The organism is Streptomyces sp. URMC 129, assembly GCF_051386415.1.
Lineage (GTDB): Bacteria > Actinomycetota > Actinomycetes > Streptomycetales > Streptomycetaceae > Streptomyces.
On the sequence record NZ_JBPQTQ010000001.1, the window covers coordinates 1 to 24,079 of the forward strand.

The 24,079-nt window shown below is 74.8% G+C and carries 21 protein-coding genes; 15 read left to right on the forward strand and 6 right to left on the reverse strand.

The features are described from left to right. Positions 1–27: 27 nt before the first annotated feature. The gene (locus ACSNOC_RS00005; protein WP_436745068.1) at positions 28–633 is read right to left on the reverse strand and encodes a DUF2165 family protein; all 606 of its coding nucleotides are present in this window, start codon (positions 631–633) and stop codon (positions 28–30) included. 321 nt (positions 634–954) lie between these two features. Between ACSNOC_RS00005 and ACSNOC_RS00010 the strand changes: the two genes are divergently transcribed. Beyond that, positions 955–2,496, forward strand: coding sequence for an alkaline phosphatase D family protein (locus tag ACSNOC_RS00010; RefSeq protein ID WP_436745069.1), 1,542 nt, complete (start codon positions 955–957; stop codon positions 2,494–2,496). A 14-nt stretch (positions 2,497–2,510) separates the two neighbouring features. Here the strand turns inward: ACSNOC_RS00010 and ACSNOC_RS00015 are convergent, their stop codons facing one another. Beyond that, the gene (locus ACSNOC_RS00015) at positions 2,511–3,098 is read right to left on the reverse strand and encodes a DedA family protein (RefSeq protein WP_436745179.1); all 588 of its coding nucleotides are present in this window, start codon (positions 3,096–3,098) and stop codon (positions 2,511–2,513) included. Positions 3,099–3,305: 207 nt separating this feature from the next. Between ACSNOC_RS00015 and ACSNOC_RS00020 the strand changes: the two genes are divergently transcribed. From ACSNOC_RS00020 to ACSNOC_RS00045, 6 genes are all read left to right on the forward strand, one after another. Further along, positions 3,306–3,710 carry a ChaB family protein gene (locus ACSNOC_RS00020; protein ID WP_436745180.1) on the forward strand — a complete coding sequence of 135 codons (405 nt, stop codon included), beginning with the start codon at positions 3,306–3,308 and terminating at the stop codon, positions 3,708–3,710. Positions 3,711–3,827: 117 nt separating this feature from the next. Next, positions 3,828–4,619, forward strand: coding sequence for a DUF6766 family protein (locus ACSNOC_RS00025; RefSeq protein ID WP_436745070.1), 792 nt, complete (start codon positions 3,828–3,830; stop codon positions 4,617–4,619). A 10-nt stretch (positions 4,620–4,629) separates the two neighbouring features. Continuing rightward, positions 4,630–7,035, forward strand: coding sequence for a phosphoketolase family protein (locus ACSNOC_RS00030; RefSeq protein ID WP_436745071.1), 2,406 nt, complete (start codon positions 4,630–4,632; stop codon positions 7,033–7,035). A 136-nt stretch (positions 7,036–7,171) separates the two neighbouring features. Further along, a complete protein-coding gene (locus ACSNOC_RS00035) occupies positions 7,172–8,440 on the forward strand; it encodes a glycosyltransferase family 4 protein (protein WP_436745072.1) in 1,269 nt (422 codons plus the stop codon). Continuing rightward, positions 8,437–9,258, forward strand: a complete 822-nt coding sequence (locus tag ACSNOC_RS00040; protein WP_436745073.1) for a transferase — start codon at positions 8,437–8,439, stop codon at positions 9,256–9,258. The genes ACSNOC_RS00035 and ACSNOC_RS00040 overlap by 4 nt, the downstream gene beginning before the upstream one ends. 134 nt (positions 9,259–9,392) lie before the next feature. Next, complete coding sequence (locus ACSNOC_RS00045) at positions 9,393–10,688, forward strand: phosphoribosyltransferase family protein (protein ID WP_436745074.1); 1,296 nt, start codon at positions 9,393–9,395, stop codon at positions 10,686–10,688. Here ACSNOC_RS00045 and polX read toward each other — a convergent pair. After that, positions 10,645–12,372, reverse strand: coding sequence for a DNA polymerase/3'-5' exonuclease PolX (polX, locus tag ACSNOC_RS00050; RefSeq protein WP_436745075.1), 1,728 nt, complete (start codon positions 12,370–12,372; stop codon positions 10,645–10,647). The genes ACSNOC_RS00045 and polX overlap by 44 nt on opposite strands. An 83-nt stretch (positions 12,373–12,455) precedes the next feature. Between polX and ACSNOC_RS00055 the strand changes: the two genes are divergently transcribed. The 4 genes from ACSNOC_RS00055 to ACSNOC_RS00070 all read left to right on the forward strand — a co-directional run bounded on the left by ACSNOC_RS00055 (position 12,456) and on the right by ACSNOC_RS00070 (position 15,909). Beyond that, a complete protein-coding gene (locus ACSNOC_RS00055) occupies positions 12,456–13,580 on the forward strand; it encodes a site-2 protease family protein (protein WP_436745076.1) in 1,125 nt (374 codons plus the stop codon). Between the two features lie 72 nt (positions 13,581–13,652). Beyond that, positions 13,653–14,237, forward strand: a complete 585-nt coding sequence (locus ACSNOC_RS00060) for a TetR/AcrR family transcriptional regulator (protein ID WP_436745077.1) — start codon at positions 13,653–13,655, stop codon at positions 14,235–14,237. A gap of 92 nt (positions 14,238–14,329) precedes the next feature. Then, positions 14,330–14,656 (forward strand): SH3 domain-containing protein, encoded by a 327-nt coding sequence (locus ACSNOC_RS00065; RefSeq protein ID WP_436745078.1) that lies wholly within the window; start codon positions 14,330–14,332, stop codon positions 14,654–14,656. A 191-nt stretch (positions 14,657–14,847) separates the two neighbouring features. Further along, positions 14,848–15,909, forward strand: a complete 1,062-nt coding sequence (locus tag ACSNOC_RS00070) for a protein-L-isoaspartate O-methyltransferase family protein (protein WP_436745079.1) — start codon at positions 14,848–14,850, stop codon at positions 15,907–15,909. A 16-nt stretch (positions 15,910–15,925) separates the two neighbouring features. On the opposite strand, the gene ACSNOC_RS00075 is transcribed toward ACSNOC_RS00070, so the two are convergent. Beyond that, the gene (locus tag ACSNOC_RS00075) at positions 15,926–17,887 is read right to left on the reverse strand and encodes a nitrate- and nitrite sensing domain-containing protein (RefSeq protein ID WP_436745080.1); all 1,962 of its coding nucleotides are present in this window, start codon (positions 17,885–17,887) and stop codon (positions 15,926–15,928) included. A gap of 247 nt (positions 17,888–18,134) precedes the next feature. Here ACSNOC_RS00075 and ACSNOC_RS00080 point away from each other — a divergent pair, with 247 nt between their 5' ends. From ACSNOC_RS00080 to ACSNOC_RS00095, 4 genes are all read left to right on the forward strand, one after another. After that, positions 18,135–19,112 (forward strand): AurF N-oxygenase family protein, encoded by a 978-nt coding sequence (locus tag ACSNOC_RS00080; RefSeq protein WP_436745081.1) that lies wholly within the window; start codon positions 18,135–18,137, stop codon positions 19,110–19,112. A gap of 38 nt (positions 19,113–19,150) precedes the next feature. Beyond that, positions 19,151–19,918 carry a TetR/AcrR family transcriptional regulator gene (locus tag ACSNOC_RS00085; RefSeq protein WP_436745082.1) on the forward strand — a complete coding sequence of 256 codons (768 nt, stop codon included), beginning with the start codon at positions 19,151–19,153 and terminating at the stop codon, positions 19,916–19,918. A gap of 24 nt (positions 19,919–19,942) precedes the next feature. Beyond that, positions 19,943–20,197, forward strand: a complete 255-nt coding sequence (locus tag ACSNOC_RS00090) for a hypothetical protein (protein WP_436745083.1) — start codon at positions 19,943–19,945, stop codon at positions 20,195–20,197. 68 nt (positions 20,198–20,265) lie between these two features. Beyond that, complete coding sequence (locus tag ACSNOC_RS00095; RefSeq protein WP_436745181.1) at positions 20,266–21,279, forward strand: C40 family peptidase; 1,014 nt, start codon at positions 20,266–20,268, stop codon at positions 21,277–21,279. A gap of 36 nt (positions 21,280–21,315) precedes the next feature. On the opposite strand, the gene ACSNOC_RS00100 is transcribed toward ACSNOC_RS00095, so the two are convergent. After that, positions 21,316–21,801, reverse strand: coding sequence for a roadblock/LC7 domain-containing protein (locus ACSNOC_RS00100; RefSeq protein WP_436745084.1), 486 nt, complete (start codon positions 21,799–21,801; stop codon positions 21,316–21,318). Continuing rightward, a complete protein-coding gene (locus tag ACSNOC_RS00105) occupies positions 21,798–24,062 on the reverse strand; it encodes a nitrate- and nitrite sensing domain-containing protein (RefSeq protein WP_436745085.1) in 2,265 nt (754 codons plus the stop codon). Before ACSNOC_RS00105 ends, ACSNOC_RS00100 begins: the two co-directional genes overlap by 4 nt. Between the last annotated feature and the right edge of the window lie 17 nt (positions 24,063–24,079).

The following is a 24,079-nucleotide window of genomic DNA, read 5'->3' on the forward strand; positions in this document are numbered from 1 at the left end:
GCCGGGGGTGGTGGGGGTGCTCGGGGGTCAGTGTTCCTTCTGGGCTCCGGTCACCGACGGCAGGTTGACCAGGACGGTCGTCAGCAGGCCGATGATCAGGCCCGTGAAGTGCACCTGCTGCGCGGAGCCGATGTAGATCCAGTATCCGTAGAACATGCCGCCGCACAGGAAGACGAAGAACAGCCCCATGAATCCGGCGAGCGCGTAGTTGGCGCGCCGGGTGGTGTTGATGCTGACGGTCTCGCCGCGCGCCCGGCGCCACATCGCCGTCGCCGCCCAGGCGAGCAGCGCCACGGCGACGACCTCGTAGACGATGACGCCGATGAGGGCGGGGCTCGCCAGGGACTCCGGCAGGGCCCGCCACTCCAGGCCGTTGCCGCGCACCGGGTCGTCCTTGAGGTCGCCCATGGTGATCATGCTGGTGATGAGCGCCTTGTTGGTGCCGAAGTCGTCGACGTTGTTGAGCGTGACCAGCCCCAGCCAGAGGGTGAGGCCGCTCAGCAGGAACGCGTTCAGCGCCGTCAGTCTCGACCGGATCGCGTGATCCGGGCGTTCGGTGGTGGCCGGGGCGGACGTGCCGCCGCCGGGCAGGGAAGTGCTGTTCCCCGTGAGGGGGTTCGTGGTCACTGCCATGTGAGGTGTCTCCTCGGCTGCTGATGAGGACCGATGCCCTCAGCGTGCCGGTCGGGCCACCGGTCCCGACAGCTCTCTCTTCTGCCCGTCCCACCTGCCCGTCCCATGGGTCCACCCGTTCAACGGGCCCGGTCGGCGTACCCGTTCGCCCAGGGCGGGCGGCGGAACACCGGTGCCGGCCGTTTCCGCCCTGCGGAAACAGGCTGTCATGTCCCCGATCCCGGACGTTCAGGATGCGGCCAGGGCACCGTCCCGCTCGGCTGTCACCGTCCCTCTCGGTCACCCAAGACAGATCGTCCGATCGACGAGAGGGACCCCCACATGTCCGCAACCGCCAGGCGTCGATTCCTCGTTGGTGGCGCGGCGGCGGTCGGGGCCGCCGCCGTCGGCCCGCTGGCCTCCCCCGGCTCCGTCCGCGCCGCGACCCGCCCGCTCCCCGCGGGACTGTTCACGCTCGGCGTCGCCTCCGGCGACCCGCTCCCCGACGGTGTCGTCCTGTGGACGCGGCTGGCGCCCGCCCCGCTGGCCGGCGGCGGCATGCCCGACCGGGCCGTGGAGGTGGAGTGGCAGGTCGCCGAGGACGCCGCGTTCCGCCGGATCGTCCGCGGCGGCACGGCGACGGCCGAACCGGGCTTCGGCCACAGCGTGCACGTGGACGTGCGCGGCCTGCGCGCGCACCGCGACCACTGGTACCGCTTCCGCGCCGGCGGCGAACTGTCCCCGGTCGGCCGCACCCGCACCGCGCCGCACCCGCTGGCCTCCACCGGGCACCTGCGGCTGGCCCTGGCGTCCTGCCAGAACTGGCAGCACGGCTGGTTCAACGCCTATGCCGACATGGCCGAACAGGACGTGGACGCCGTGCTGTTCACCGGCGACTACATCTACGAGTCCGCCCCCTCCAGCACCGCCGTCCGGCGCCACGAGGGCTCCGGCGAGCCGTACTCCCTCGTCCAGTACCGCAATCGCTACGCCCAGTACCGCTCGGACCCCGACCTGGCCCGGATGCACGCCTCCGCGCCGTGGATCGTCACGTTCGACGACCACGAGGTGGACAACGACTTCGCGGGCCAGATCCCGCAGGATCCCGACCGGCAGTCGCCCGGCGCGTTCGCGCAGCGGCTGACCGCCGCCTACCAGGCGTACTACGAGCACATGCCGGTCCGCGCCACCGCGATCCCCGACGGCCCGCACATCCGCATGCACCGCAGCCTCGACTTCGGCCGCCTGGCCCGGCTCCAGGTGCTGGACACCCGCCAGTACCGCAGCGACCAGGCCACCAGCGAGGAGGCCGCGCGGCGCCCGTGGATGACGATGCTCGGCGCCGAGCAGAAGGAGTGGCTGATCAACGGGCTGCGCCGCTCCCCCGCCCGCTGGAACCTGATCGGCTCGCAGATCATGATGGCCGAGACCGACCTGCTGCCCGGCGCCGGCAAGCGCTGGTACTACGACGCGTGGGACGGCTACCAGGCCGAACGCGACGAGCTGCTCGGGGTGCTGGCCGAGGTCCGCAACCCGGTGGTGCTCACCGGCGACCGCCACCTGACCATGGTGGCCGATCTGAAGCGGGACTTCGCCGACCCGTCGTCACCGGTCGTCGGCGCCGAGTTCGTGGGCTGCTCGATCAGCTCCAACGGCGACGAGGACCAGGCCGCGTTCCACGCCCAGTGGGACCCGCGGCTGCCGGACAACCCGCACTGGAAGCTGGTGGACGCCCACCGCGGCTACCACCTGTTCGACATCGGCCCCGACGGCGTCGACGCCCGGGTCCGGGTGGTCGGCACGGTCCGCGAGCGGACGTCGCCCGCCCGCACCCAGGCCCGCCTGCGCGTCGAGAACGGCCGCCCCGGCGTCGAACCGGCCTGAGGCCGACGGCCCGCTCAGGCCCGGCGCTTGCCCGGGCCGGGGCGGGTCAGCCGCACGACGAGGAACGCCAGCACCGCCAGGGCCGCGAAGGCGCCGACGCCCTTGGAGTACAGCCCGACGGCGTCGGTGACCTTCGACCAGTCCTCGCCCAGGCGGTAACCGGCCAGCACGAACAGGGTGTTCCAGACCGCCGACCCCACGGTGGTCAGCACCGTGAACAGGGGCAGCGACATCCGCTCCACGCCCGCCGGAACGGAGATCAGGCTGCGGAACAGCGGGATCATCCGGCCCAGGAACACCGCCTTCGGCCCGTGCCTGAGGAACCACCGCTCGGTCTTCTCGATGTCCGCGACCTTCACCAGCGGCAGCTTCGCCGCGACGGCTATCAGCCGGTCCCGGCCCAGCAGCGCCCCGACCCCGTAGAGCGCGACCGCCCCCACCACCGACCCCAGCGTGGTGCACAGGAGCGCGGCCCACAGGTTCATCTGTCCCTGGCTGGCGGTGAACCCGGCCAGCGGCAGGATCACCTCGCTGGGCAGCGGCGGGAAGAGGTTCTCCAGGGCGATGGCCGCCCCGGCCCCCGGCGCGCCGAGCGTGTCCATGAGCCCGGTCGCCCACCCGGTGATGCCGCCCGGTGCTGAGGTCTGTGCGAGGGAAGAGGTCACACGGGGAACGCTACAAAGTCCGGCGCGCCGACAGGTAACCGGCTGCCACCGGGGCCGCGCGGTTCGTCACCGTTTCGCCGCTTCGCGGCCGGGTACCCGCGAAGATCCGTGAAGCGAGGACCGAGGACCATGGAGGTGGTGACCGTGCCGGGACGCGAGGAACTGCCGTCGACGCTGGAGCGCTCGGACGCCAAGGCCCAGCGGACCTGGATCAAGGCGCACGACTCGGCGGTGGAGCAGTACGGCGAGGGCCAGCGGGCCCACCGGGTCGCGTACGGGGCGCTGAAGCACACCCACGAGAAGGTGGGCGACCACTGGGAGCCCAAGGAGAAGAACCGCAAGGGCCCCTCCGACCCGCGGTCGGCCCGGCCCCGGCAGCAGGGCGGGCGCAGCGGCGAAGGCGTGGACGAGCAGGCGTCGAAGGAGCATCTGTACGGCGTCGCCAAGAAGCTCGGCATCGACGGGCGGTCCCGGATGAGCAAGTCCGAGCTGCGGGACGCGATCCGCAAGGAGAACCGCTCCGACACCCGCAAGGCCAGAGGCCGCTGAGGGGCGGCCGGGAGCGCGCGCCGTGCGCCGGTTCCTGCGCGACAACGGGCTCGGCCTGGCGTTCGGGGCCGCGTTCCTGCTCGCGCTGGCCGGGCAGGCGGTGGCCGGGCACACCGAGTGCACAGCGAGCGGCGTGCCGAGGGCGCCGGGCCGGTGGCGTTCGGCGCGTATGTCACCTCCGCCGACTTCGCGGTGGACGTCACCGAGAACCGGCAGTCGGAGTGCCTGCGGTTCTTCCCCTACGTCTTCGCCACCGTCTGGCTGGTCCAGCGCGGCTCCCCCGAGTCCAAGCCCGCCGCGCGGACCGGGACCGGATCGCGGCGCGAGCAGCGCGTGGGCCGGTACGCGCCGCCCGGCGCGCCGCGCTGGGCGGGCGCCGGCGGCTGGCGGGAGGCGGTGTACTCCCGTTCGCCCGGCCTCGCCATGGGCGGGCTGTTCGCGCTGTCGTGGCTCGCCCAGTCGGCGTCCGGCCCAGGGCCTCTCTTCCGGATTCCGGATCTTCGCGGGGCTACGACGCTCCCCCAGCCCGGCGGCTGGGAGGTGCCCCCACCGTACGAGCTGCGATCCGGCGCCTTGCCGGCGCATGGGGGTACCTCCTGGGCCCCCGAGGGGCCCGGGGGAGCCAGACCCCGCGGCCTGATCCTCCCCCGGACCGGCGTCCGGGAGGTGCCCCCACGATCCGGAAGACAGGCCCTGACCGCCTACAACGACGAGCAGCGGCTCCGGCGCCGGGACACCGACGACTGGGGCCAGTACGTGACCTCCGCCGAGTTCTGGAGCCGGACGCTCCAGAACTGGCAGTCCGAGTTCCTCGCCATCGCCTCGATGGCGGTTCTCTCCGTCCACCTGCGGCAGCGCGGCTCGCCCGAGTCGAAGCCGGTCGGCGCGCCGCACAGGGAGCACGCGTGAAGGAGCGCACATGACGCAGGCCCCGACGACCGCCACGCCCACGCCGCTGGGGCCCGAAGAGCTGGCCGCGCTCGACGCGCACTGGCGGGCCGCCAACTACCTCTCCGTGGGCCAGATCTACCTCCTCGCCAACCCACTGCTCACCGAGCCGCTGCGGCCGGAGCACGTCAAGCCCCGGCTGCTGGGCCACTGGGGCACCTCGCCGGGGCTCAACCTCGTGCACACGCACCTGAACCGGGTGATCCGCGCCCGGGACCTGGACGCGATCTGCGTCTGGGGCCCCGGGCACGGCGGACCGGCCGTCGTCGCCAACTCCTGGCTGGACGGCAGCTACACGGAGACCTACCCCGACATCACCCGCGACGCGGCGGGCATGGCGCGGCTGTTCAAGCAGTTCTCCTTCCCCGGCGGCATCCCCAGCCACGTCGCGCCGGAGACGCCCGGCTCGATCCACGAGGGCGGCGAGCTGGGGTACTCCCTCGCGCACGCGTACGGCGCCGCGTTCGACAACCCCGGGCTGCTGGTGGCCTGCGTCATCGGCGACGGCGAGGCCGAGACCGGGCCGCTGGCCGCGTCCTGGCACGCCAACAAGTTCCTCGACCCGGTGCACGACGGCGCCGTGCTGCCGATCCTGCACCTCAACGGCTACAAGATCGCCAACCCCACCGTCCTGGCCCGTCTCCCCCGGGCCGAACTGGACGCGCTGCTGCGCGGCTACGGCCACGAGCCGATCCACGTCACGGGCGAGCCGGGCGACGACCCGGCCGCCGTGCACCAGGCCCTGGCCGCCGCCATGGACACCGCGCTGGACCGGATCGACGCCGCCCAGCGCGCCGCCCGCTTCGACGGCGCGACGGAACGCCCCCGGTGGCCGGTGATCGTGCTGCGCACCCCCAAGGGCTGGACCGGCCCGGCGGAGGTGGACGGCCTGCCCGTCGAGGGAACGTGGCGCTCGCACCAGATCCCGCTCGACTCCGCCCGGGAGAACCCCGATCACCTGCGGCAGCTGGAGTCCTGGATGCGCTCCTACCGGCCGCGCGAACTGTTCCACCAGGACGGCACCCCGACCGACCGGGTGCTGGCCGCGATGCCGGAGGGGCCGCGCCGCCTGGGCGCCAACCCGCACGCCAACGGCGGCCTGCTGCTGCGCGAGCTGCCCGTTCCGCCGCTGGCCGACTGCGCCGTGCCGGTGCCGTCCCCCGGCGCGACCGCGCACGAACCGACCCGTGTGCTGGGCGAGTTGCTCGCCCGGCTGATGGCCGCGACGCGCGAGCGCCGCGACTTCCGCCTGGTCGGCCCGGACGAGACCGCGTCCAACCGGCTCCAGGCCGTCTACGACGCGACCGACAAGGCGTGGGACGCGCAGGTCCTGCCGGTCGACGAACACCTGGCGCGCGGCGGCCGGGTGATGGAGGTGCTGTCCGAACACCTCTGCCAGGGCTGGCTGGAGGGCTACCTGCTCACCGGGCGGCACGGGATGTTCTCCAGCTACGAGGCGTTCATCCACATCATCGACTCGATGGCGAACCAGCACATCAAGTGGCTGCTCACCTCCCGCCGCCTGGACTGGCGCCGGCCCATCGCCTCCCTCAACTACCTGCTCACGTCCCACGTCTGGCGGCAGGACCACAACGGCTTCAGCCACCAGGACCCCGGCTTCGTCGACCACGTCCTCAACAAGTCCCCCGAGGTCGTGCGCGTGTACCTGCCGCCGGACGCCAACACCCTGCTGGCGGTGGCGGATCACGTACTGCGCAGCCGCGAGTACGTCAACGTCGTCGTCGCCGGGAAACAGCCCTGCTTCGACTGGCTGAGCATCGACAACGCCCGCGCCCACTGCGCGCGCGGCGCCGGGATCTGGGAGTGGGCGGGCACCGAGGTCAACGGCACGGAGCCGGACGTGGTGCTGGCCTGCGCCGGGGACGTGCCGACGCTGGAGATCATGGCCGCCGCCCAGTTGCTCCGTGAACACCTGCCCGAACTGGCCGTCCGCGTCGTCAACGTCGTGGACATCGCGCGCCTGCTGCCCTCCGACGCCCACCCGCACGGCCTGCCGGACCGCGACTACGACGCGCTGTTCACCCGCGACCGGCCGGTGATCTTCGCGTACCACGGCTACCCGTGGCTGATCCACCGCCTCACCTACAAGCGCGCCAACCACGACCAGACGCACGTGCGCGGCTATCTGGAGCGCGGCACCACCACCACCCCGTTCGACATGGTGGTCGGCAACGACCTCGACCGCTACCGGCTGGTCATGGACGTCATCGACCGCGTCCCCGGCCTCGCCGTCCGCGCCGCGCACCTGCGGCAGCGGATGGCCGACATCCGGTACCGGCACCACCACTGGATCCGCGAGCAGGGCACCGACCTGCCCGAGGTCACGGAGTGGGCGTGGAACGGCGGGCGGGGCTGACCCCCGGGCCCGCCCACGCGACGGGGGACGGGCACCCGACTGCGCAGTGTGAGTGTCCGGGCACGGATTGCTGCGCTACGTTCGTCTCCCAACGAACGGCGGCAACCGCCCGTGCACCGCAGAGGTCTATGCCCCCATGAAGATTTCTTTCCTCCTTCACAACGCCTACGGGATCGGGGGGACGATCAAGACCACGTTCAACCTGGCGCAGGCCCTCGCCGAACGGCACGACGTGGAGATCATCTCGATCAACCGGCACCGTGAGGAGCCCAACTTCACCATCAGCCCGAAAGTGCGAATCCGGGCCCTGGTGGACCTCAGGACCGAGAAGGATCACCCGCTGCACCAGAAGCCGGCCCGCGTCTTCCCCGCCGCCGAGTACCGGCACGACCAGTACAGCGAGCTGACCGACGAGCGGATCGCCGCCACCCTGGCCGACCTCGACGCGGACGTCGTCATCGGCACCCGCCCCGGCCTCAACGTGCACCTCGCCCTCCAGGGGCCCCGGCACGCCGTGCTGGTCGGCCAGGAGCACCTGACCCTCGACAGCCACCCGCCGGCGCTGCGCAACGAGCTGCGCCGCGTCTACTCCCGGCTCGACGCGCTGACGACCGTCACCCACGCGGACGCCGAGGCGTACCGGCGCAAGATGCGGCTGCCCGACGTGCGGGTGACGGCGCTGCCCAACAGCGTCCCCGAGCCGGTCCTGCCGCCCGCCGACTCCACCGGCAAGATCGTCATCGCCGCCGGGCGGCTGGTCCGCTCCAAGCGCCACGAGCTGCTGATCCGCGCCTTCGCCCGGGTCGCCGCCGAACGGCCCGACTGGCAGCTCCGCGTCTACGGCAAGGGCGACCAGAAGGACCGGCTGCGCGAGGTCATCGACGAACTGGGCCTGAACGACCACGCCTTCCTCATGGGGCCCGTCACCCCCATCGAGGCGGAGTGGGTCAAGGGCTCGATCGCCGCCGTCACCTCCAGCTTCGAGCCGTTCGGCATGACGATCGTGGAGGCCATGCGCTGCGGCCTGCCGGTGGTCTCCACCGACTGCCCGTACGGGCCCGGCGAGATCATCAAGGACGGCATGGACGGCCGGCTGGTCCCGGTGGGCGACGAGGCCGCGCTGGCCGCCGCGCTGCTGGACCTGATCCGCGACGACGAGCTGCGGCTGCGGATGGGCCGGGCCGCGCTGCAGAACTCGCGGCGCTACGACCCGGTGCCGGTGGTCCGGCAGGCGGAGGAGCTGTTCGCCGATCTGCTGGCCGCCAAGCGCGGCCGGCGCGCGCGGGGCCTGCGGATCCCGTTCCGCCGGCGGCTGGTCAGCAGCGGCCACGCCGTCAAGGACGCCGCGTTCGCGGTGGCCGTCACCACGCTGCGGACCGTACGGAAGGGACAGGGACCACGATGAACGAGGCACCGCGCGCGGACTGCTCGGTGGACGGCGAGGGCCGGGTCACGATCGAGTTCGGCCTCCCGGAGACCACCGGGGACGAGCGGCTGCTGCTGCGGCTGCGCCCGAAGAAGAAGGACGAGCCGGAGACGGAGACCCGCACCCTGGACCTCGCGCCCGTCCCCGGCACCCCCGGGCGGCTGCGGGCCGTTCTCGAACCGGAGCCGCCGCTGGCCGAGGGCCGCTGGGACGTGTTCGCGCTGCCCCGCCCCGACGCCCCGGAGACCGAGCGCCGGCGCCTGCGCCCCGGGCTGCGCGACGTCCGCGTCCTGGCCGCCGGGGGGCACCCCACCGGCGCGCCGCCGCTGGCCGTCCGCATCCCGTACGCGACGAAGGACCGCTGGTTCGCCCTCCGGGCCTGGCTGCGGCCCGCCCACGCCGAGGCCGCCGAGATCCGGGTGGCGGAGGGCGCGATGACGGTCCGGGGCCGCCTGCTGGGCACCACCCTGGGCGACGGCGCGGCGGCCCTGCTGCGCTGCCGGGGCAAGGGCGGCCCGGTCGTGGAGGCGCCGCTGACGGCGGACGCCCCCGACGCGTTCTCCTTCACGGCCCCCTACGACTTCCCGCCGCCGCCCGGCCCCGACCCGGCGTTCTGGGACGTCTTCGTCCGCCCGGCGCGGAAGGCCCCGCGCGTCCGGGTGGCCCGCCTGCTGGACGACGTGGCGGACAAGAAGCACGTCTTCCTGTACCCGTCGACGACGGTCGGCACGACGGCGGTCCGCCCGTACTACACGGTGGACAACGACCTGGCCGTGGAGGTGGCCCCGGCGGACTGAACCCGGACCCGAGCGGGTCGCCCCCCCGGGCGGCCCGCCGCGCGCGGGGCCGTCCGAAGCGGTTCCATGGAGACAGGGAGGGCTTCCGAGAAGGCGCCGCGAAGGAGGCCCGGGATGCCGAGGAGGACAGCGGCATGATCTTCGCCGATCGCATCGACGCCGGGCGGCGGCTCGCCCAGGCCCTGCGGGAGCCGCTGCGCGGGCGGGACCCGGTGGTGCTGGGGCTGCCCCGGGGCGGGGTCCCGGTCGCCGCCGAGGTGGCCGGGGCGCTGCGGGCGCCCCTGGACGTCTGTCTCGTGCGCAAGCTCGGGGTGCCGTTCCAGCCGGAGGTGGCCATGGGCGCCATCGCGGAGGACGGCGCCCGGGTGATCAACGAGGAGGTGCTGCGCCGTGCCCGCGTGGGCGACGCCGCGCTGGCCGAGGTCGAGGCCGGGGAACGGGCCGAGCTGGCGCGGCGGGCCGAGCAGTACCGGGGGGAACGGCCCCGGATCTCGGTGACCGGCCGCACCGTCGTGATCGTGGACGACGGGGTCGCGACCGGCGCCACGGCCCGCGCCGCCTGCCGCTCGGCCCGCGCGCGGGGCGCCGCCCGCGTCGTGCTGGCCGTCCCGGTCGCGCCGGGCGACGCGGCGCTGCGGGTCGGGGACGACGCCGACGAGTTCGTCTGCCCGCACACCCCGGCCGGCTTCGCGGCGGTCGGCCAGTTCTACCGGGACTTCGCGCCGACCACCGACGCCGAGGTCATCGCCTGTCTGGAGCACGGCACCTCCCACGAGGTCACCATCCCGGCCGGGGACGCCGAGCTGGCGGGCGAGCTGTCGGTCCCGGACGGCGCGCCGGGCGTCGTCGTCTTCGCGCACGGCAGCGGCAGCGGCCGGCACAGCCCGCGCAACCGCTTCGTCGCGGAGGCGCTCAACCACTCCGGCCTGGGCACGCTGCTGTTCGATCTGCTGACCGCCGACGAGGAGCACGACCGGACCAACGTGTTCGACATCGGCCTGCTGGCCCGCCGCCTCACGGACGCCACGGGGTGGCTGGAGACGGCGGTGACCGACCTGCCCGTCGGCTACTTCGGCGCGAGCACCGGCGCCGCCGCCGCGCTGTGGGCGGCGGCCGAGCCGGAGCGGCGGCAGCGGATCGCCGCCGTCGTCTCGCGCGGCGGGCGCCCGGACCTGGCCGACCACCGGCTGGCCGAGGTGGCCGCGCCCACCCTCCTCATCGTCGGCGGCAACGACCCGCAGGTCATCGAGCTGAACCGGACCGCCCGGCAGTCACTGCGCTGCCCGAACGAACTGACCCTGGTGCCGGGCGCCACCCACCTGTTCGAGGAGCCCGGCGCCCTGTCGGAGGTGGCGGAGCTGGCCCGCGACTGGTTCCTGACACACTTCAGCTCCGCCGGCTCTTCGCGAGGAAGCGCCTCAGCCGCGTGAGCGGCCAGGCGTTGATCACCTCGTCCCGGGTGAGCCAGCCGCGCTGTGCGGTGCCGACGCCGTAGCGCATGTTGCCCAGCTCCGCCGTGGCGTGCGCGTCGCTGTCCACGGCGAACCGCACGCCGTGCCGCCGCGCCAGCAGGATGTGCTCGTCGCGCAGGTCGAGGCGGTTGGGGTGACCGTTGACCTCGATGGCGGTGCCGGTGCGGGCGGCGGCGGCGAAGACCGCGTCGAGGTCCACGTCGATGCCCGCGCGCTTGCCGATCTTGCGGGTGGTGAGGTGGCCGACGATGTTGACGTGCGGGTTCTCGCAGGCCCGGATCAGGCGGCGGGTCTGGGCGTCCCGGTCCAGCCCGAAGTGCGAGTGGATCGACGCCACGCACAGGTCGAACCCGGCCAGGAAGTCGCCGGGCCAGTCGACGTTCCCCTCCGGGTCGATGTTCAGCTCGGTGCCGTGCAGGAGCCGCATCCGCCGGTGCGCGACGTCCAGCGCCCGGACCCGGTCCCGCTGGGCGAGCATCTTCTCCCGCGTCATGCGCTGCATCCGCAGCTCGGGGGCGTGGTCGGTGACGGCGTAGTACGCGTAGCCGCGCGCCGCCGCCGTGGCCACCATCTCCTCCAGCGGGGCCAGCCCGTCGGTCAGGTCGGTGTGGGTGTGCAGGTCGCCCCGGATGTCGTCCTCGGTGACCAGCTCGGGCAGCTCCCCGCGCAGCGCGGCGGCGACCTCGCCCCGGTCCTCGCGGAGCGCGGGCGGGATCCACGGCAGGCCGAGCCGGTCGTAGACCTCCTCCTCGGTCCCGGCCGCGACCTTCTTGCCGCTCTTCGCCTCGAACAGCCCGTACTCCGACAGCTTCAGCTTCTTCCGCACGGCGATCTCGCGGGTGCGGATGTTGTGCGCCTGGGAGCCGGTGAAGTACTGCAGGCCCGCGCCCCACGCGTCGGGCGGCAGCACCCGCAGGTCGAGCTGGAAGCCGGTGACCGTGCGGATCGACGTCTTCTTGCTGCCGCGCACGATCACCTCGGCGGCCAGCGGCAGCGCGGTGAACGCGTCCATCACCGGGTCCGGGTCCCCGGCGGCGGCCAGCACGTCGATGTCGCCGATCGTCTCCCGCATCCGCCGCAACGACCCGGCGTAGGCGCAGCGTTCGCACCCGGGGGCCCGCGCGATCCCGGCGACGGCCTCGTCCGCCAGCCGCATGGCCGCGTCGAGCAGGATGCGCCCGCCCGACTGCCGCCGGACCTCGACGCCGTGCAGGATGTTCTCCCGCGTCCTGGGGCCGAAGCCCTTCAGCCCGTCCAGCCTGTCGGCGCGGATGGCCGCGACCAGCTCGTCCACCGACGCGATGCCCCGGTCCTGGTAGAGGGTCATCGCCTTCTTGGGGCCGAGGGTGGGAATGCCCATCAGCTCGCGGACGCCGGGCGGCACGGCGGTCCGGCTCTCCTCGACGGCGGCGACGTGGCCCGTGCGCAGGTACTCCTCGACCTTGTCCGCGATGGACTTCCCGACGCCGGGGATCTCGCGCAGGCTCCTGGCGTCCAGCGTGGAGATGTCCGCCGAGTGGCGGCCGATGGCGCGCGCGGCTCTCTCGTAGGCGCGCTGCTTGAACGCGTCTCCGCCGGTGATCGCGATGAGGTCGGCGTACTCCTGGAGCAGCGCCTCGACCTCCTCGTTCGGCCGAGCCATGACACCAGTCTAGGGAAGGGGCGGCGGGTCGGCATGGCGGGACGGCGGCCGGGTACCCGCAGGCGGCCGAGTAAGGGAACGAGGTGAGCGCGGTGCGGGCGACCTTCTCGCTGGGCCGGATCGCGGGCATCCGGATCGGGGTGAACTGGAGCGTTCTGCTGATCTTCGGCCTGGTGGTCTTCGGGCTGGCGGCCCGGCGGCTGCCGGTGGCCTACCCGGACCGGGACTGGCCGCTGTACTGGGTGACGGGCCTGGTCACGGCCGTCGTCTTCTTCGCCTCGCTGCTCGCGCACGAGCTGGCGCACGCGGTGGTGGCGCGGCGGAACGGCGTCGGGGTCGACGACATCGTGCTGTGGCTGCTGGGTGGCGCGACGCGGATGCGCGCCGAGGCGCCGACGCCGCGGGCCGAGCTGCGGATCGCCGGCTCGGGCCCGCTGGTCAGCCTGCTGCTCGGGGTGCTGTTCACCGGGGCCGCGTGGCTGCTCGCCGCGGCCTCCGCGTCCGCCCTGGCGGTGGAGGCGGCGGCCTGGCTGGCGGCGATCAACGTGCTGCTGGCGGTGTTCAACGCGATCCCGGCCGCGCCGCTGGACGGCGGGCGGCTGCTGCGCGCGTTCCTGTGGTGGCGGACCGGCGACCGGCTGCGGGCGACGACGGGCGCGTCGGCGGCCGGGCGGGTCTTCGGCTGGGTGCTGGTGGCGCTGGGGCTGTGGGCGTTCCTGTGGACGGGGGCGCTGGGCGCGGCGTGGACCGCGCTGATCGGCTGGTTCCTGGTGGTGGCGGCGACGGAGGAGGCCCGGCAGGCGCGGCTGCGCGCCGCCCTGGGCGGGGTGCCGGTGCGCACCGCGATGACGCCCGACCCGGTGACGGTCCCGGAGCGGCTGACGGTCGGCGGGATGCTGTCCGATCCGGGGCTGTCGCACGGGCACGTGGCGTTCCCGGTGACGAACGACCGGGGCGGGCCGGTCGGCCTGGTCACCCTGGACCGGGCCACCGGGGTGCCGGTGCCGGAGCGGCGCCGGACGACGGTGGGCGAGATCATGGTGCCGCTGGCGAAGGCGCGGCGGGCGCGGCCGGACGAGCCGCTGGCGGACCTGGTGCCGTGGCTGGACCCGGGCGCGGCCAACCGGACGCTGGTGGTGGACGACGACGGCGCGCTCGTCGGCATCGTCGCGCCCTCGGACGTGAACCGGGCGGTGCGGGGGCGCTGATCTTCGGGGGGTCTCGCGGGGGATTGGGAAGGACCGCTCCCGGCCGCGAACACAGCAGTAGAGTCAGGGGTCATGAGCACGTCCCCCGGATCCGCCGAGGCCACCGGTCTCTCCCGCGCCGAGCGCCGTCGGCGGACGCAGGAACGCATCCTGGACTCGGCGCGGGACCTGTTCGCCCAGCATGGCTTCGAACGCACCACCATCCGCGGCGTCGCGGCGGCGGCGGGCGTGGATCCGGCGCTGGTGATGCAGTACTACGGCTCCAAGCAGGAGCTGTTCGCGCGGGCCGCGCAGGTGCCGGTGCCGCTGGCGACCCCCGCCGCGCAGGACGCCGACCAGCTCGTGGAGGCGCTGCTGACGACGCTCGGCAGCAAACTCGGCAATCTGCCGGCCACCACGCTGGCGATGATGCGGTCGATGCTCACCCACCCCGAGGCCGGGCGGATCGCCCGGGAGACCTTCGGCCGGCAGGTGGAGGAGATCACCGCCGTCCTGCCGGGCCCGGACGCCGACGCCCGTGCCGCGCTGCTGATCTGCGTGGTGGTCGGCGTGACGATCGGTCACCAGATGGTGGGCGTCGACGCCTTGCGGGACCTGCCGCCGCACGCCGTCACGGAGATGCTCCGCCCGGCCCTCCAGGCCCTCGTCGCGCCCTGAGAACCACCCGCCGTCACTCCCCGTGACGAATTGCGTGCCCATTCGGCCCCCTTTAGCCTGGTGCTGTTTCACGGGGAGTGAGGAGGCGCGCCATGTCGCTGCTCGGAAGGCTCTCGTTCTACGCCGTCGCCGGCGCCGTGGCCGTGGCGGTGATCGCCGGGACCGCCGCCGAGGAGGGGGACGCGGACACGGGCCCGCCGGGGGCCGAGGTGGGCGCGGGCGCGGGGACCGAGCTGCGGGAGGCGCCGGACCGGGACGCCCCGCCGCTCACCTTCCTCGCCCAGGGGGAGCGCGTCACCGTCATCTGCGCCGCCGAGGGCGACGCGGGCGACGCGTGGTTCCTCGTCCGCACCGACCACTACGCCTGGGCCCCGGCCGCCGACATCGAGACCCACGGCGCCGCCACGTTCCGCTGCTGAGCCCGGGGCCGCGCACCCGCCGCCGGGCCCCTCGGCGCGCGCGGCCGGTCACGCGACGCCCGCCGTTTCCTTGTCGTCGGGAAACCTTCCTCCGCACTACGTCGCGCGCCGCCGCTCGTTGGGCATCGCGAACCACCGCGACACCCCGCAGTCACGCTCCGCGTGACGCCGACGTCCTGGAGGAACCGCCCATGACCACCGCCACCCGTCCGGCCGCCGCGTTGCGCCGGGAGCTGGCCGACGTGCTCGCCGCCGAGGGCCTGCTGCGCGACGACCGCTGGCACGCCGCGTTCGCCGAGGTGCCCCGGGAGACCTTCGTCTCCGACTTCCACGCCCACCGGCCGGGCGAGCCCGAGTACCTGGCGGCGGTCCACGCCGACGAGCCGCTGCTGAGCGTGCGGCCGGGCACGGCGGCGGCCATGCTCGAAGCGCTCGGCGCCGGCCTGGCCGGGACCGGCCGCGTGCTGGAGGTGGGGCAGGGCAACGGGTACGGCGCGGCGCTGCTGTGCCACGGGCTCGGCGCGGACCGGGTGGTGTCCCTGGCCACCGAGGACGCCGCCGCCCGGCTGGCCCGCGCCGGGTTCGCGCCGACCGTGGTGCCCGGCGACCCGGCGCGCGGCTGTCCCGAACACGCCCCCTTCAGCGGGCTGCTGGCCGTCAGCGCCGACGGCCGGGTGCCCCCGGCGTGGGCGGCGCAGGTCGTGCCCGGCGGGACCATCGTGGCCGCGCTGCGGCTGGGGATCGCGGTGCTGACGGTCCGGGAGGACGGCACGGCCACCGGGCGGTTCCTGCCGGTCCTCGACCGGCCGTCCGCCGTCACCCCGCCCGGCGCCCGCAGCTACATCCCGGCGCTTCTGGTGCCGCTGGGCCGGCAGGCCGAGGTCGCGGTCCCCGCCGACCCCGGCGGGGACATGACCCGGTTCCTCGGCGGCCTGGCGCAGCCCGACGTGCACGAGCTGTGCCTCATCGACGCCGACGGCCGGCGGCTGTACGGGCTGGTGCACCCGGCGTCCCAGTCGTGGGCGCGGCTGGCGCCGCGCGAGGACGGGACCGGCCGCATCCAGTACGACGGCCCGCGCGACCTGTGGGCGGAACGCGCGGCGCTGCTGGCGGACTGGACGGCGGCCGGGCGGCCGGGTCCGGAGCGGTACGGGCTCACCGTCGGCGCCGACGGCTCGCACCGGCTCTGGCTCGACTCGCCCGCCGACGCCCGGAGCCGGATCCTGCCGCCGCCCGCGGAGCGCGCCGCCTGACCCGCCCGCCGTCTCCTCAGGCCGGGACCGTGCTGGTCGGGTGCTCCTGCGCCACCCCCGGGCTCAGCAGCCGGGGCGGCAGCGCGACGTACGCCGAGACGCCCGCGCCGCGGGCGGTCGGCGTCGTCGGGGCGCTCTGCGTGTGCCGGACCTCCACCTGGACGCCGAGCCGGGCCGCGATCGTGCCCACGACGTAGTGGCCGAGGAAGCGGGTGGGCGCCACCAGGAAGTTCTCCTGGCCCGCCAGGCGGGCGTTGGCGCGCGCCAGCTCCTCCTCGGTCATGCCGTTGCCCCGGTCCACCACGGCCAGGCAGTACTCGGCGCCGTCCCACCAGCCGTACACCTCGACAGGCCGGGCGGGCGGCGAGGCGGTCAGCGCGTTCTCGATCAACTCGGCGAGGAGGTGCGACAGTTCGTAGACGACCCAGCCCTGGACCTGGCATGCCTCGGCCTCGACCAGCGACACGCGCCGGTAGTCCTCGACCTCCGAGACCGCCGACCGCACCACCTCCGCGATCTCCGCGGTGCCGGTCCACACGCGGGGCGGCAGCGGCTGGCCGGTGAGGATCAGCAGCGAGTCGGCGTTGCGGCGCATGCGGGTGGCGAGGTGGTCCAGCTCGAACAGCTCGGCCAGCGCGTCCGGGTCCAGCTCCTTGCTCTCCAGCGCGGTGATCAGGCGCAGTTGGCGGCGGACCAGGCGCTGGTTGCGGTGGCCGAGGTTGGCCAGGGACTCGGTGCCGTTGCGCCGCAGCACGGTCTGCTCGGCGGCGAGGCCGACGGCGGTCCGTTCGACGTCGTGCAACGCGGCGGCCAGGCGGGTGACTTCCTCCGCACCCCCGCCGAGGCGCGGGTCGGGCAGGGGCGGTTCGAGGCGTTCCGCCTCCTCCGGCTCGGCCTCCTGAATGGCGCGGACGGTCTCGGGGAGCCGGTGGCCCGCGACGTTCTCGGCCTGCCGGGTCAGTTCGTCCAGCGGCCGGGTGATCGAGCGGGAGGCGAGGAGGGCGAGCGCGATCGCGACCCCGAGGATCAGCAGGCCGAGGGCGACGAAGCCGACCAGCTCGCGGGTGGCCGCCGCGCGCAGGTCGTCGGTGCGGTCGGCGACATCGGTGCCGATGCGCTGCTGCGTCTCGTGCAGCAGGTCGGTGAGCGCGGTGGCGGCGGCCCACCACTCGTCGGCGTCGACGTCGAGCGGGGTGCCGTCGGCGCCCGCCTCGGCCCGCCCTTCCAGGCTCCGGACGAGTTCGGCCTCCTCGCTGGCGAACACGGCGTCCAGCGCGGCGCGCTGCTCCTCGGTGGCGAGCTGGTCGTAGTAGCGGATCGCGGACGTGCGGTCGGCGCGGGCGGCGGCGAACTCCAGGAACTGGCCCTCCTCGAAGTGGCGCGCGACGAACACGCCGTTCAGCAGGCCGCGTTCGCGGGCCAGGGCCTCGGTCGCGCCGGACAGCGCCTGGAGCGCGCCCATGCCGTCGCTCAGCCGCTGGTCGCCGTGGCCGGCGTACTCGGCGAGCTGCGCGTCGTTGAGGTCGGCGATCACCTCGGAGAAGAACGCCAGCCCGTCGGCGCGGTCGATGGCGTCCTCGTCCACCCCGGCGCGCACCTCGGGCAGTCGGTCCAGCCCGGCGAGGGCGTCCGCGTAGGCGGGGGCGCCGCCCTCGTCGACCCGCTCCTGCAGCTCGCCCAGGATGGCGTCCACCCGCCGCCTGGTGTCGGCCAGCTCGGGGCGGTAGCGGCCGGCCCCGACAAGGAGACCACTGGTCAGGCCGTGCTCGCGTTGCAGCTCGCGGACGAGGTTCTGCACGTCGAGCGCGAGCGTGACCCGGTCCCCGCTCTCGCGTGCCGCGGACCAGTCGGCCGCCCGGTCGGCGACCCCGGCTCCGGCCAGCACGAGGAGAAGGCAGGTGGGCACGGCGAGCACGATGGCCACCCGGCCCCGGATGGTGCTCCAGCTCGGCAGCCGGGCCGTCCGTCGTCGCGTCATAGTCACCCAGCACACCGAAACCCGGTTACCGGAGGGCCGGGAACCCGTGTCGCGGAAATGAACGCCCGGCGTGAACTCGGAGGTGAACGGCAGGGCGCGGCTCGGTGTACGGGCGGCGCGCGGGGGCGCGCGCGGATGAGGTGCGAGGGACGCGCGGGGGCCGCGACGGGGGTGGGGCGAACGTTTGCGTGAACCCATCATGTCCCGGGCATTGACTGGCCTGTTGACGGGGAGTCTCATAAGAACCATGACACGCTCATCCGCCGCGGGTACGGTCGCCGCTCTGGACCCGGTCATCGGCACCGACCCCGACTTCGAGACGCTGCGGGACGCGCTCGGCGCCCTCAAGGACCGCGAGCGGGTGGCCGAACGACTGCTGGCCGCCTCCGCCAAGCACTCCTTCGATCCCGACACCGAGCTGGACTGGGACGCCCCCTGGGTGGAGGGCAAGTGGTTCTGGCCGCCGGAGCTGGTCTCCCTCTACGACACCCCGCTCTGGTACGAGATGTCCGAGGAGCAGCGCGTCGAGCTGTCCCGGCACGAGACGGCCGCCCTGGCCTCGCTCGGCATCTGGTTCGAGATCATCCTGATCCAGCTCCTGGTCCGGCACATCTACGACAAGCCCACCACCAGCGCGCATGTCCGGTACGCGCTCACCGAGATCGCCGACGAGTGCCGGCACTCGATGATGTTCGCGCGGGCCATCGGCAAGGGCGGCACGCCCGCCTACCCGCCGAACCGGCTCCACCACAACCTCGCCCGCGTCTTCAAGACCGTCTCCACCACGCCGGGTTCGTTCACCGCGACCCTGCTGGGCGAGGAGGTGCTCGACTGGATGCAGCGCCTGACCTTCCCCGACGAGCGCGTGCAGCCGCTGATCCGCGGCGTGACCCGGATCCACGTGGTCGAGGAGGCGCGGCACGTGCGGTACGCCCGCGAGGAGCTGCGCCGCCAGATGAAGGTCGCGCCGCGCTGGGAGCGCGAGGTGACCCGCCTGACCTCCGGCGAGTTCGCCCGCGTCTTCTCCCTCGCGTTCGTGAATCCGCAGGTCTACACCAACGTCGGCCTGGACCGGGCCGAGGCCGTCGCGCAGGTCAGGGCGAGCGAGCACCGGCGCCGGGTGATGCAGGAGGGCGCCCGGCGCCTGACGGAGTTCCTGGAGGAGATCGGGATGATGAGCGGCGTGGGCCGCCGCCTGTGGCGCAGCTCCGGCCTGCTGGCCTGACGGCGCCCGCGCCGGGCGGGGCGGCTACCCTTCAGGACATGAGCAGCCGCCCCGCACTACCCGGACCTGCCTACCGCAGGCTCAGCGTGGAGAAACGCCGAGGACAGCTCATCGCCACCGCCCTGCGGCTGTTCGCCCACAATCCGCCCGAGGACGTCTCGCTCGACGACGTCGCCCGCGAGGCCGGTGTCTCCCGCCCGCTGGTCTACCGGTACTTCCCCGGCGGCAAGCAGCAGCTCTACGAGGCCGCGCTGAGCAGCGCGGCGGCCGACCTGGAGCTGTGCTTCGCCGTGCCCGCCGAGGGCCCGCTCAGCGAGCGTCTCGCCCGGGGCCTCGACCGCTACCTGGCCTTCGTCGTGGAGCACGACGAGGGCTTTGCCGCGCTGCTCAAGGGCGGCAGCGTGGTGGAGACCTCCGGCACCTCCGCCATCGTGGACGGCGTGCGCCGGGCGGCGGCGCGCCAGGTGTTCCTGCACCTCCAGTCCCCCGCCCCCGGGCCCCGGCTGGCGATGGCGGTGCGCACCTGGATCACGGCGGTGGAGGCCGCCTCGCTGATCTGGCTGGACGAGAACCGGGGCCTGTCCGTGGAGGAGCTGCGCGACTGGCTGGTCGACCAGCTCCTGCTCCAGCTCGCGGCCACCGCCGCCCGCGACGAGGACGTCGCGCGGGCCGTGCTGCTCGCCGCCGCCACGGAGGAGCCGGGCGGCCGGATCGACTCCCTGATCACGCGCATGCAGGGCATCTTCGAGATCTTCGCCAACCTGCCGCTGGACGAGCTGGACTCCATGGAGTCCTCCGAGCCGTGAGGACCGAGCCGTGAGGACCGCGTCGTGAGAAGCGAGGAGACGCCGTTCGTCGGCGGCCCGCTGGACGGCCGGACGCTGCCCGTGCTCGTGGGCCCGACCGGCAAGCCGCCCCGGGTGTACGAGGTGCCCGTGCCGGGCGCGGACGGCGCGCCCGGGACGGTCCACGTGTACCGGCTCGAAGCCGCCGGCCAGACCCGCCTGCTGCGCCTCCCGCGCGGCTGGCGCTACGTGTACGCGCCCGACGCCGCGCCGCGCCGCGCCCACCGCCGGCGGAGCTGACCCCCCGTTCGCACGCGTCCGGCGCGCGCCCGCGCGCGACCTGTGGTGGGGTGCTGTGCGTGCCGTTGATGATCAAGACCCTGGCCGCCTCCCTGACCGCCCTCGCGCTGGCCTCGCTCACCGCGCCGCCCGCCGCCGCCGAACCGCGCGGGCCCGAGGCGCTGCTGACCGAGCTGCGGACCCTGTACCAGCAGACGGGCGCCGCGACCGACGCGTACAACGAGACCGGCGAACGGCTGAGCGCCCAGCGCGCCGAGGTCGAGCGGCTGACCGAGCGGCTGGCCGGCACCCGCACCGACCTGGCCCGCGCCCGCCGCCTGGCGGGCCGGCTGGCCGCCGGGCAGTACCGCTCGGGTGGCGTGTCGCTGCCGCCCGCGCTGCGGCTGCTGCTGGGCGAGGAGCCGGGGCAGGCCCTGCACGACGAGACGGTCGCGACCCGCGTGGTGGCGGCCCAGGCCGCCGAGATCGACCGCCTGGTGGCGAACGAGCGGCGCGCCGACGCGCTCGCCACCGCCGCCCGCGAGGCGCTGGCCGCCGAGGAGGCCCTGGCCGAGGAACGGCGGCGGCAGCGCGACGAGATCCACCGCCGCCTGGACGAACTGACCGCGCTGCTCGCGGGCCTGACCGCGGCGGAGGCGGCCGACCTGGCGGCCCTCGAACTGGCGGACATCGACGAGGCCCAGCGCGACCTGCTGGCCTCCGGGGCCCTCGGCGACGACGGCCGGCCCCCCTCCCCGGCCGGCGAACGGGCGCTGACCTGGGCCTTGGGCCAGCTCGGCAAGCCCTACGCGTGGGGCGCGGAGGGCCCCGACGCGTTCGACTGCTCCGGGCTGACCTCCCGCGCCTGGTCCCACGCGGGCGTCACGATCCCCCGCACCAGCCAGGGGCAGTGGCAGGAGCTGCCGAGGATCCCGTTGTCCGAACTCCGCCCCGGCGACCTGGTGATCTATCACGAGGACGCCAGCCACGTCGGCCTCTACGCGGGCGACGCGCAGGTCCTCCACGCCCCCCGCCCCGGCACCGAGGTGACCCTCGACCCCGTGGCCGTCAACCCGGTCCTGGGCGCGGTCCGCCCCGGCTGAGGGCGGGCCGGCGGCGCGCCGGCCGCCGGCCCGTGGTCAGCGCAGGTTCGGGCGGGGGGTGGCCTGGCGCAGCTCCGCGCGGAGCTCCGGGGTCAGGAGGTGGCCGGCGCGGCCCACGAACAGGGCCATGTGGTACGTCACCACGCCCATGTCGGCCTCCGGCTCGGTGTAGACGCCGAGCAGCGAGCCGTCGCTGATCGACATCACCAGCAGGTTGCCCGTGTCCATCGCGACCAGCGTCTGGCGGACCGGGCCGCCCTCCATCAGGTTCGCGGCGCCCGTGGTGAGGCTGCCGAGCCCGGAGACGATCGTCGCCAGGTCGGCCGCCGCGCCCAGCGGGCCCACCGCGCGGCGCTGGGGGGCGCCGGCGGGTTCCGAGGAGAGCAACGGGAGGCCGTCCGCCGAGACGACGGCGACCGACAGGACCCCCGGCACCTCCTCCACCAGGCGGGTCAGCAGCCAGCGCAGGTCGTCTCCCGCCCTGCTGTACGCGCCCGGGGCCATACGTGTCTGTGCGGTCATGACGGCAGCTCCTCTCCGGCCTCGCCGGGGTATGGGCTCGCCGCCCTGGCGGCGTCCCGGTGTCCTTCCCTGGCGCCGCGCTGGAACCCGCCGAGGCGGCGGCGCAACTCCTCGGCGTCGACGGCCCGCGCCCGGCCCGCTGCGGGCTGCGGGGACGGTCCGACGCCGGTCGCGGACGGGTTGCGCAACGGCAGCCCGCTTCCGGTGACGGCGTTGGTTCTGGGGGTGGTGTCGGCCGCCCTGGCGTGCTCCGCGACCGCCTCGGCGGCAGCGGCGCGCGGCGCGGCGACGGGCGGCGCGGCGGCCTGCGCCGGCACCGACGGATACGGCTCCGCCAGCGGCTCGACCAGCGCGCCCGGCAGCACCACGTGCGCCACCGTGCCGCCGCCCGGCCGGGCGTCGAGCCAGCAGCGCAGGCTGTGGCGGGCGGCGAGCCGGGCCACGGTGTACAGGCCCATGCCGATGCCCGGGCCGGGCGCGTCGCTCCCGGCGCCCGGCGGCGGGGTGACGGGGTCCACGATGCGGGCGTTCAGCTCGGCCAGCCGGTCGGCCGACAGGCCGACCCCGTCGTCCTCGACAGTGAACACCAGCTCGGCCTCCGCCCAGCGCGCGGTCAGCCGCACCCGCGCGCCGGCCGGGGAGAACGCCGTGGCGTTGTCCAGCAGTTCGGCCAGCAGGTGGCTGACGTCGCGCGCGGCGCCGCCGACGATGCGCGCGGCCGGGGGCGGCGGGGCCGTTTCCACCAGCTCGTACCGCTCTATCTCGCTGACGGCGGCGCGGGCCACGTCGATCAGCGACAGCGGCTCCCCGAGCTGCGGCGGCGGCTCGGCGCCCGCCAGCAGCATCAGGTTCTCGCCGTGCCGCCGCATCCGGGCGGCGAGGTGGTCGACGGTGAAGAGCACGGCGAGCCGGTCCGGGTCCGTCTCGTGCTCCTCCAGCCCCTCGATGACCGACAGTTGCTCCCCGACGAGGACCAGCAGCCGCCGCGCGTGGTGGGCGAACATGCCGTGCACGGCGCCGTGCAGGGCGGCCAGGCGCGCGTTCAGCTCGTTGTGCTCGGCCAGCAGGCGGTCCCGCTCGGCGCGGAGCCCGCCGCTGTCGCGGGCCGCCGCGTCGGCCTCCCGGGTGGCGGCGGCGGCCTGCTGCTGGAGGGTCACGACGCGGGCGCGCAGCGCGTTGACGGAGTGCACGACCTCGGCGAACTCGTCGTTGCGGCCGGTGAACCGGACGGGCTCCTGCCCGGTGGGGTCGGCGGCGACGCGGCGGCTGCCGAGGCGGACGGCGGCCAGCGGCTGGGTGAGGGAGCGCGCGGTGTGCACGTTGACGGAGAAGGCGAGCACCAGCGCGGCGAGCACGATGCCCGCCGTGATCTGGAGCCGGGTCATGTCGTCGTCGGCCAGCTCGGTCAGGCTCGCGGTCCGCTCCCCGGCCAGCGAGAGGAGCATGTCGCGCTGGAGGCCGGTGCGGGTGGCCAGGGCCTCCTCCACCTCGGCCGGGACGAGCGCCCACTCCTGGGCGGACAGCCCGGCGGCGTCGGTGAGCCCGGCGAGGATGTCCCCGGCGGTCCGCGCCTCGTCCCCGGAGACGGCCCGTTCGTAGTCCTCCCAGGCGGCGGCGTCGGCGGTGGCGCGGAAGTCGGCGAGGGCGGCCTGCTCGCGGGCGGCGGCCTGCTGGGCCAGGGCGACGACCCCGGCGGCGTCGCCCTCGCCGCCCTCGCCGCTCTGGCCGTCCTGCGTGGCGAGGGCGGCGAGCAGCAGCCCGCGGGCTGCTGAGGAGGCGTCCACGGCGCGGGCGAGGTCGGGCAGCGCGTCGCCGGTGGCGTCGGCGGCCCGCTCGGGCCGCTCGCGGCTGACCGCGCGCAGGACGCCGTCCAGGGCGGTGACGACGTCGCTGTACGCCGCGTAGGTGGCGTCCGGGGTGCTCCGCCCGGACAGGGCCGCCTCCCTGGCCTCGGTCAGGGCGTCCAGGCGGGTGCGGACCTCCGGCTCGACGTCGGCGCGGACGCCGGTGAGCTGGGCGTCGAGGCGGGCGCGGGCGTCCTCGGGGAGGGCGGCCTCCGCCGCGCCCGCGCCGGCCCCGCCGAGGGCCGCGACGAGGGTGTCCCGCTCGTCGGCGACGAGGTGGGAGAGGAGGGCGGTGCGCTCGGCGAGCCCGGCGTCCGCGACAAGGGCGCGGGAGTCGCTCAGGTCGCGGACGCCCGCGTAGACGGCGGGCGCGCCGGCGATGGCCACGGCGGTGCCGGTCAGCAGCAGCCCCGCCATCAGCCGGTTCCGCACCC

What these genes read in the sequence shown, in the direction of transcription:
- ACSNOC_RS00005 (WP_436745068.1), bottom strand. Translation starts at nt 633, where the DNA reads ATGGCAGTGACCACGAACCCCCTCACGGGGAACAGCACTTCCCTGCCC.
- ACSNOC_RS00010 (WP_436745069.1), top strand. Translation starts at nt 955, where the DNA reads ATGTCCGCAACCGCCAGGCGTCGATTCCTCGTTGGTGGCGCGGCGGCG.
- ACSNOC_RS00015 (WP_436745179.1), bottom strand. Translation starts at nt 3,098, where the DNA reads ATGGACACGCTCGGCGCGCCGGGGGCCGGGGCGGCCATCGCCCTGGAG.
- ACSNOC_RS00030 (WP_436745071.1), top strand. Translation starts at nt 4,630, where the DNA reads ATGACGCAGGCCCCGACGACCGCCACGCCCACGCCGCTGGGGCCCGAA.
- ACSNOC_RS00035 (WP_436745072.1), top strand. Translation starts at nt 7,172, where the DNA reads ATGAAGATTTCTTTCCTCCTTCACAACGCCTACGGGATCGGGGGGACG.
- ACSNOC_RS00040 (WP_436745073.1), top strand. Translation starts at nt 8,437, where the DNA reads ATGAACGAGGCACCGCGCGCGGACTGCTCGGTGGACGGCGAGGGCCGG.
- ACSNOC_RS00045 (WP_436745074.1), top strand. Translation starts at nt 9,393, where the DNA reads ATGATCTTCGCCGATCGCATCGACGCCGGGCGGCGGCTCGCCCAGGCC.
- polX (WP_436745075.1), bottom strand. Translation starts at nt 12,372, where the DNA reads ATGGCTCGGCCGAACGAGGAGGTCGAGGCGCTGCTCCAGGAGTACGCC.
- ACSNOC_RS00060 (WP_436745077.1), top strand. Translation starts at nt 13,653, where the DNA reads ATGAGCACGTCCCCCGGATCCGCCGAGGCCACCGGTCTCTCCCGCGCC.
- ACSNOC_RS00065 (WP_436745078.1), top strand. Translation starts at nt 14,330, where the DNA reads ATGTCGCTGCTCGGAAGGCTCTCGTTCTACGCCGTCGCCGGCGCCGTG.
- ACSNOC_RS00070 (WP_436745079.1), top strand. Translation starts at nt 14,848, where the DNA reads ATGACCACCGCCACCCGTCCGGCCGCCGCGTTGCGCCGGGAGCTGGCC.
- ACSNOC_RS00075 (WP_436745080.1), bottom strand. Translation starts at nt 17,887, where the DNA reads ATGACGCGACGACGGACGGCCCGGCTGCCGAGCTGGAGCACCATCCGG.
- ACSNOC_RS00080 (WP_436745081.1), top strand. Translation starts at nt 18,135, where the DNA reads ATGACACGCTCATCCGCCGCGGGTACGGTCGCCGCTCTGGACCCGGTC.
- ACSNOC_RS00085 (WP_436745082.1), top strand. Translation starts at nt 19,151, where the DNA reads ATGAGCAGCCGCCCCGCACTACCCGGACCTGCCTACCGCAGGCTCAGC.
- ACSNOC_RS00095 (WP_436745181.1), top strand. Translation starts at nt 20,266, where the DNA reads ATGATCAAGACCCTGGCCGCCTCCCTGACCGCCCTCGCGCTGGCCTCG.
- ACSNOC_RS00100 (WP_436745084.1), bottom strand. Translation starts at nt 21,801, where the DNA reads ATGACCGCACAGACACGTATGGCCCCGGGCGCGTACAGCAGGGCGGGA.
- ACSNOC_RS00105 (WP_436745085.1), bottom strand. Translation starts at nt 24,062, where the DNA reads ATGGCGGGGCTGCTGCTGACCGGCACCGCCGTGGCCATCGCCGGCGCG.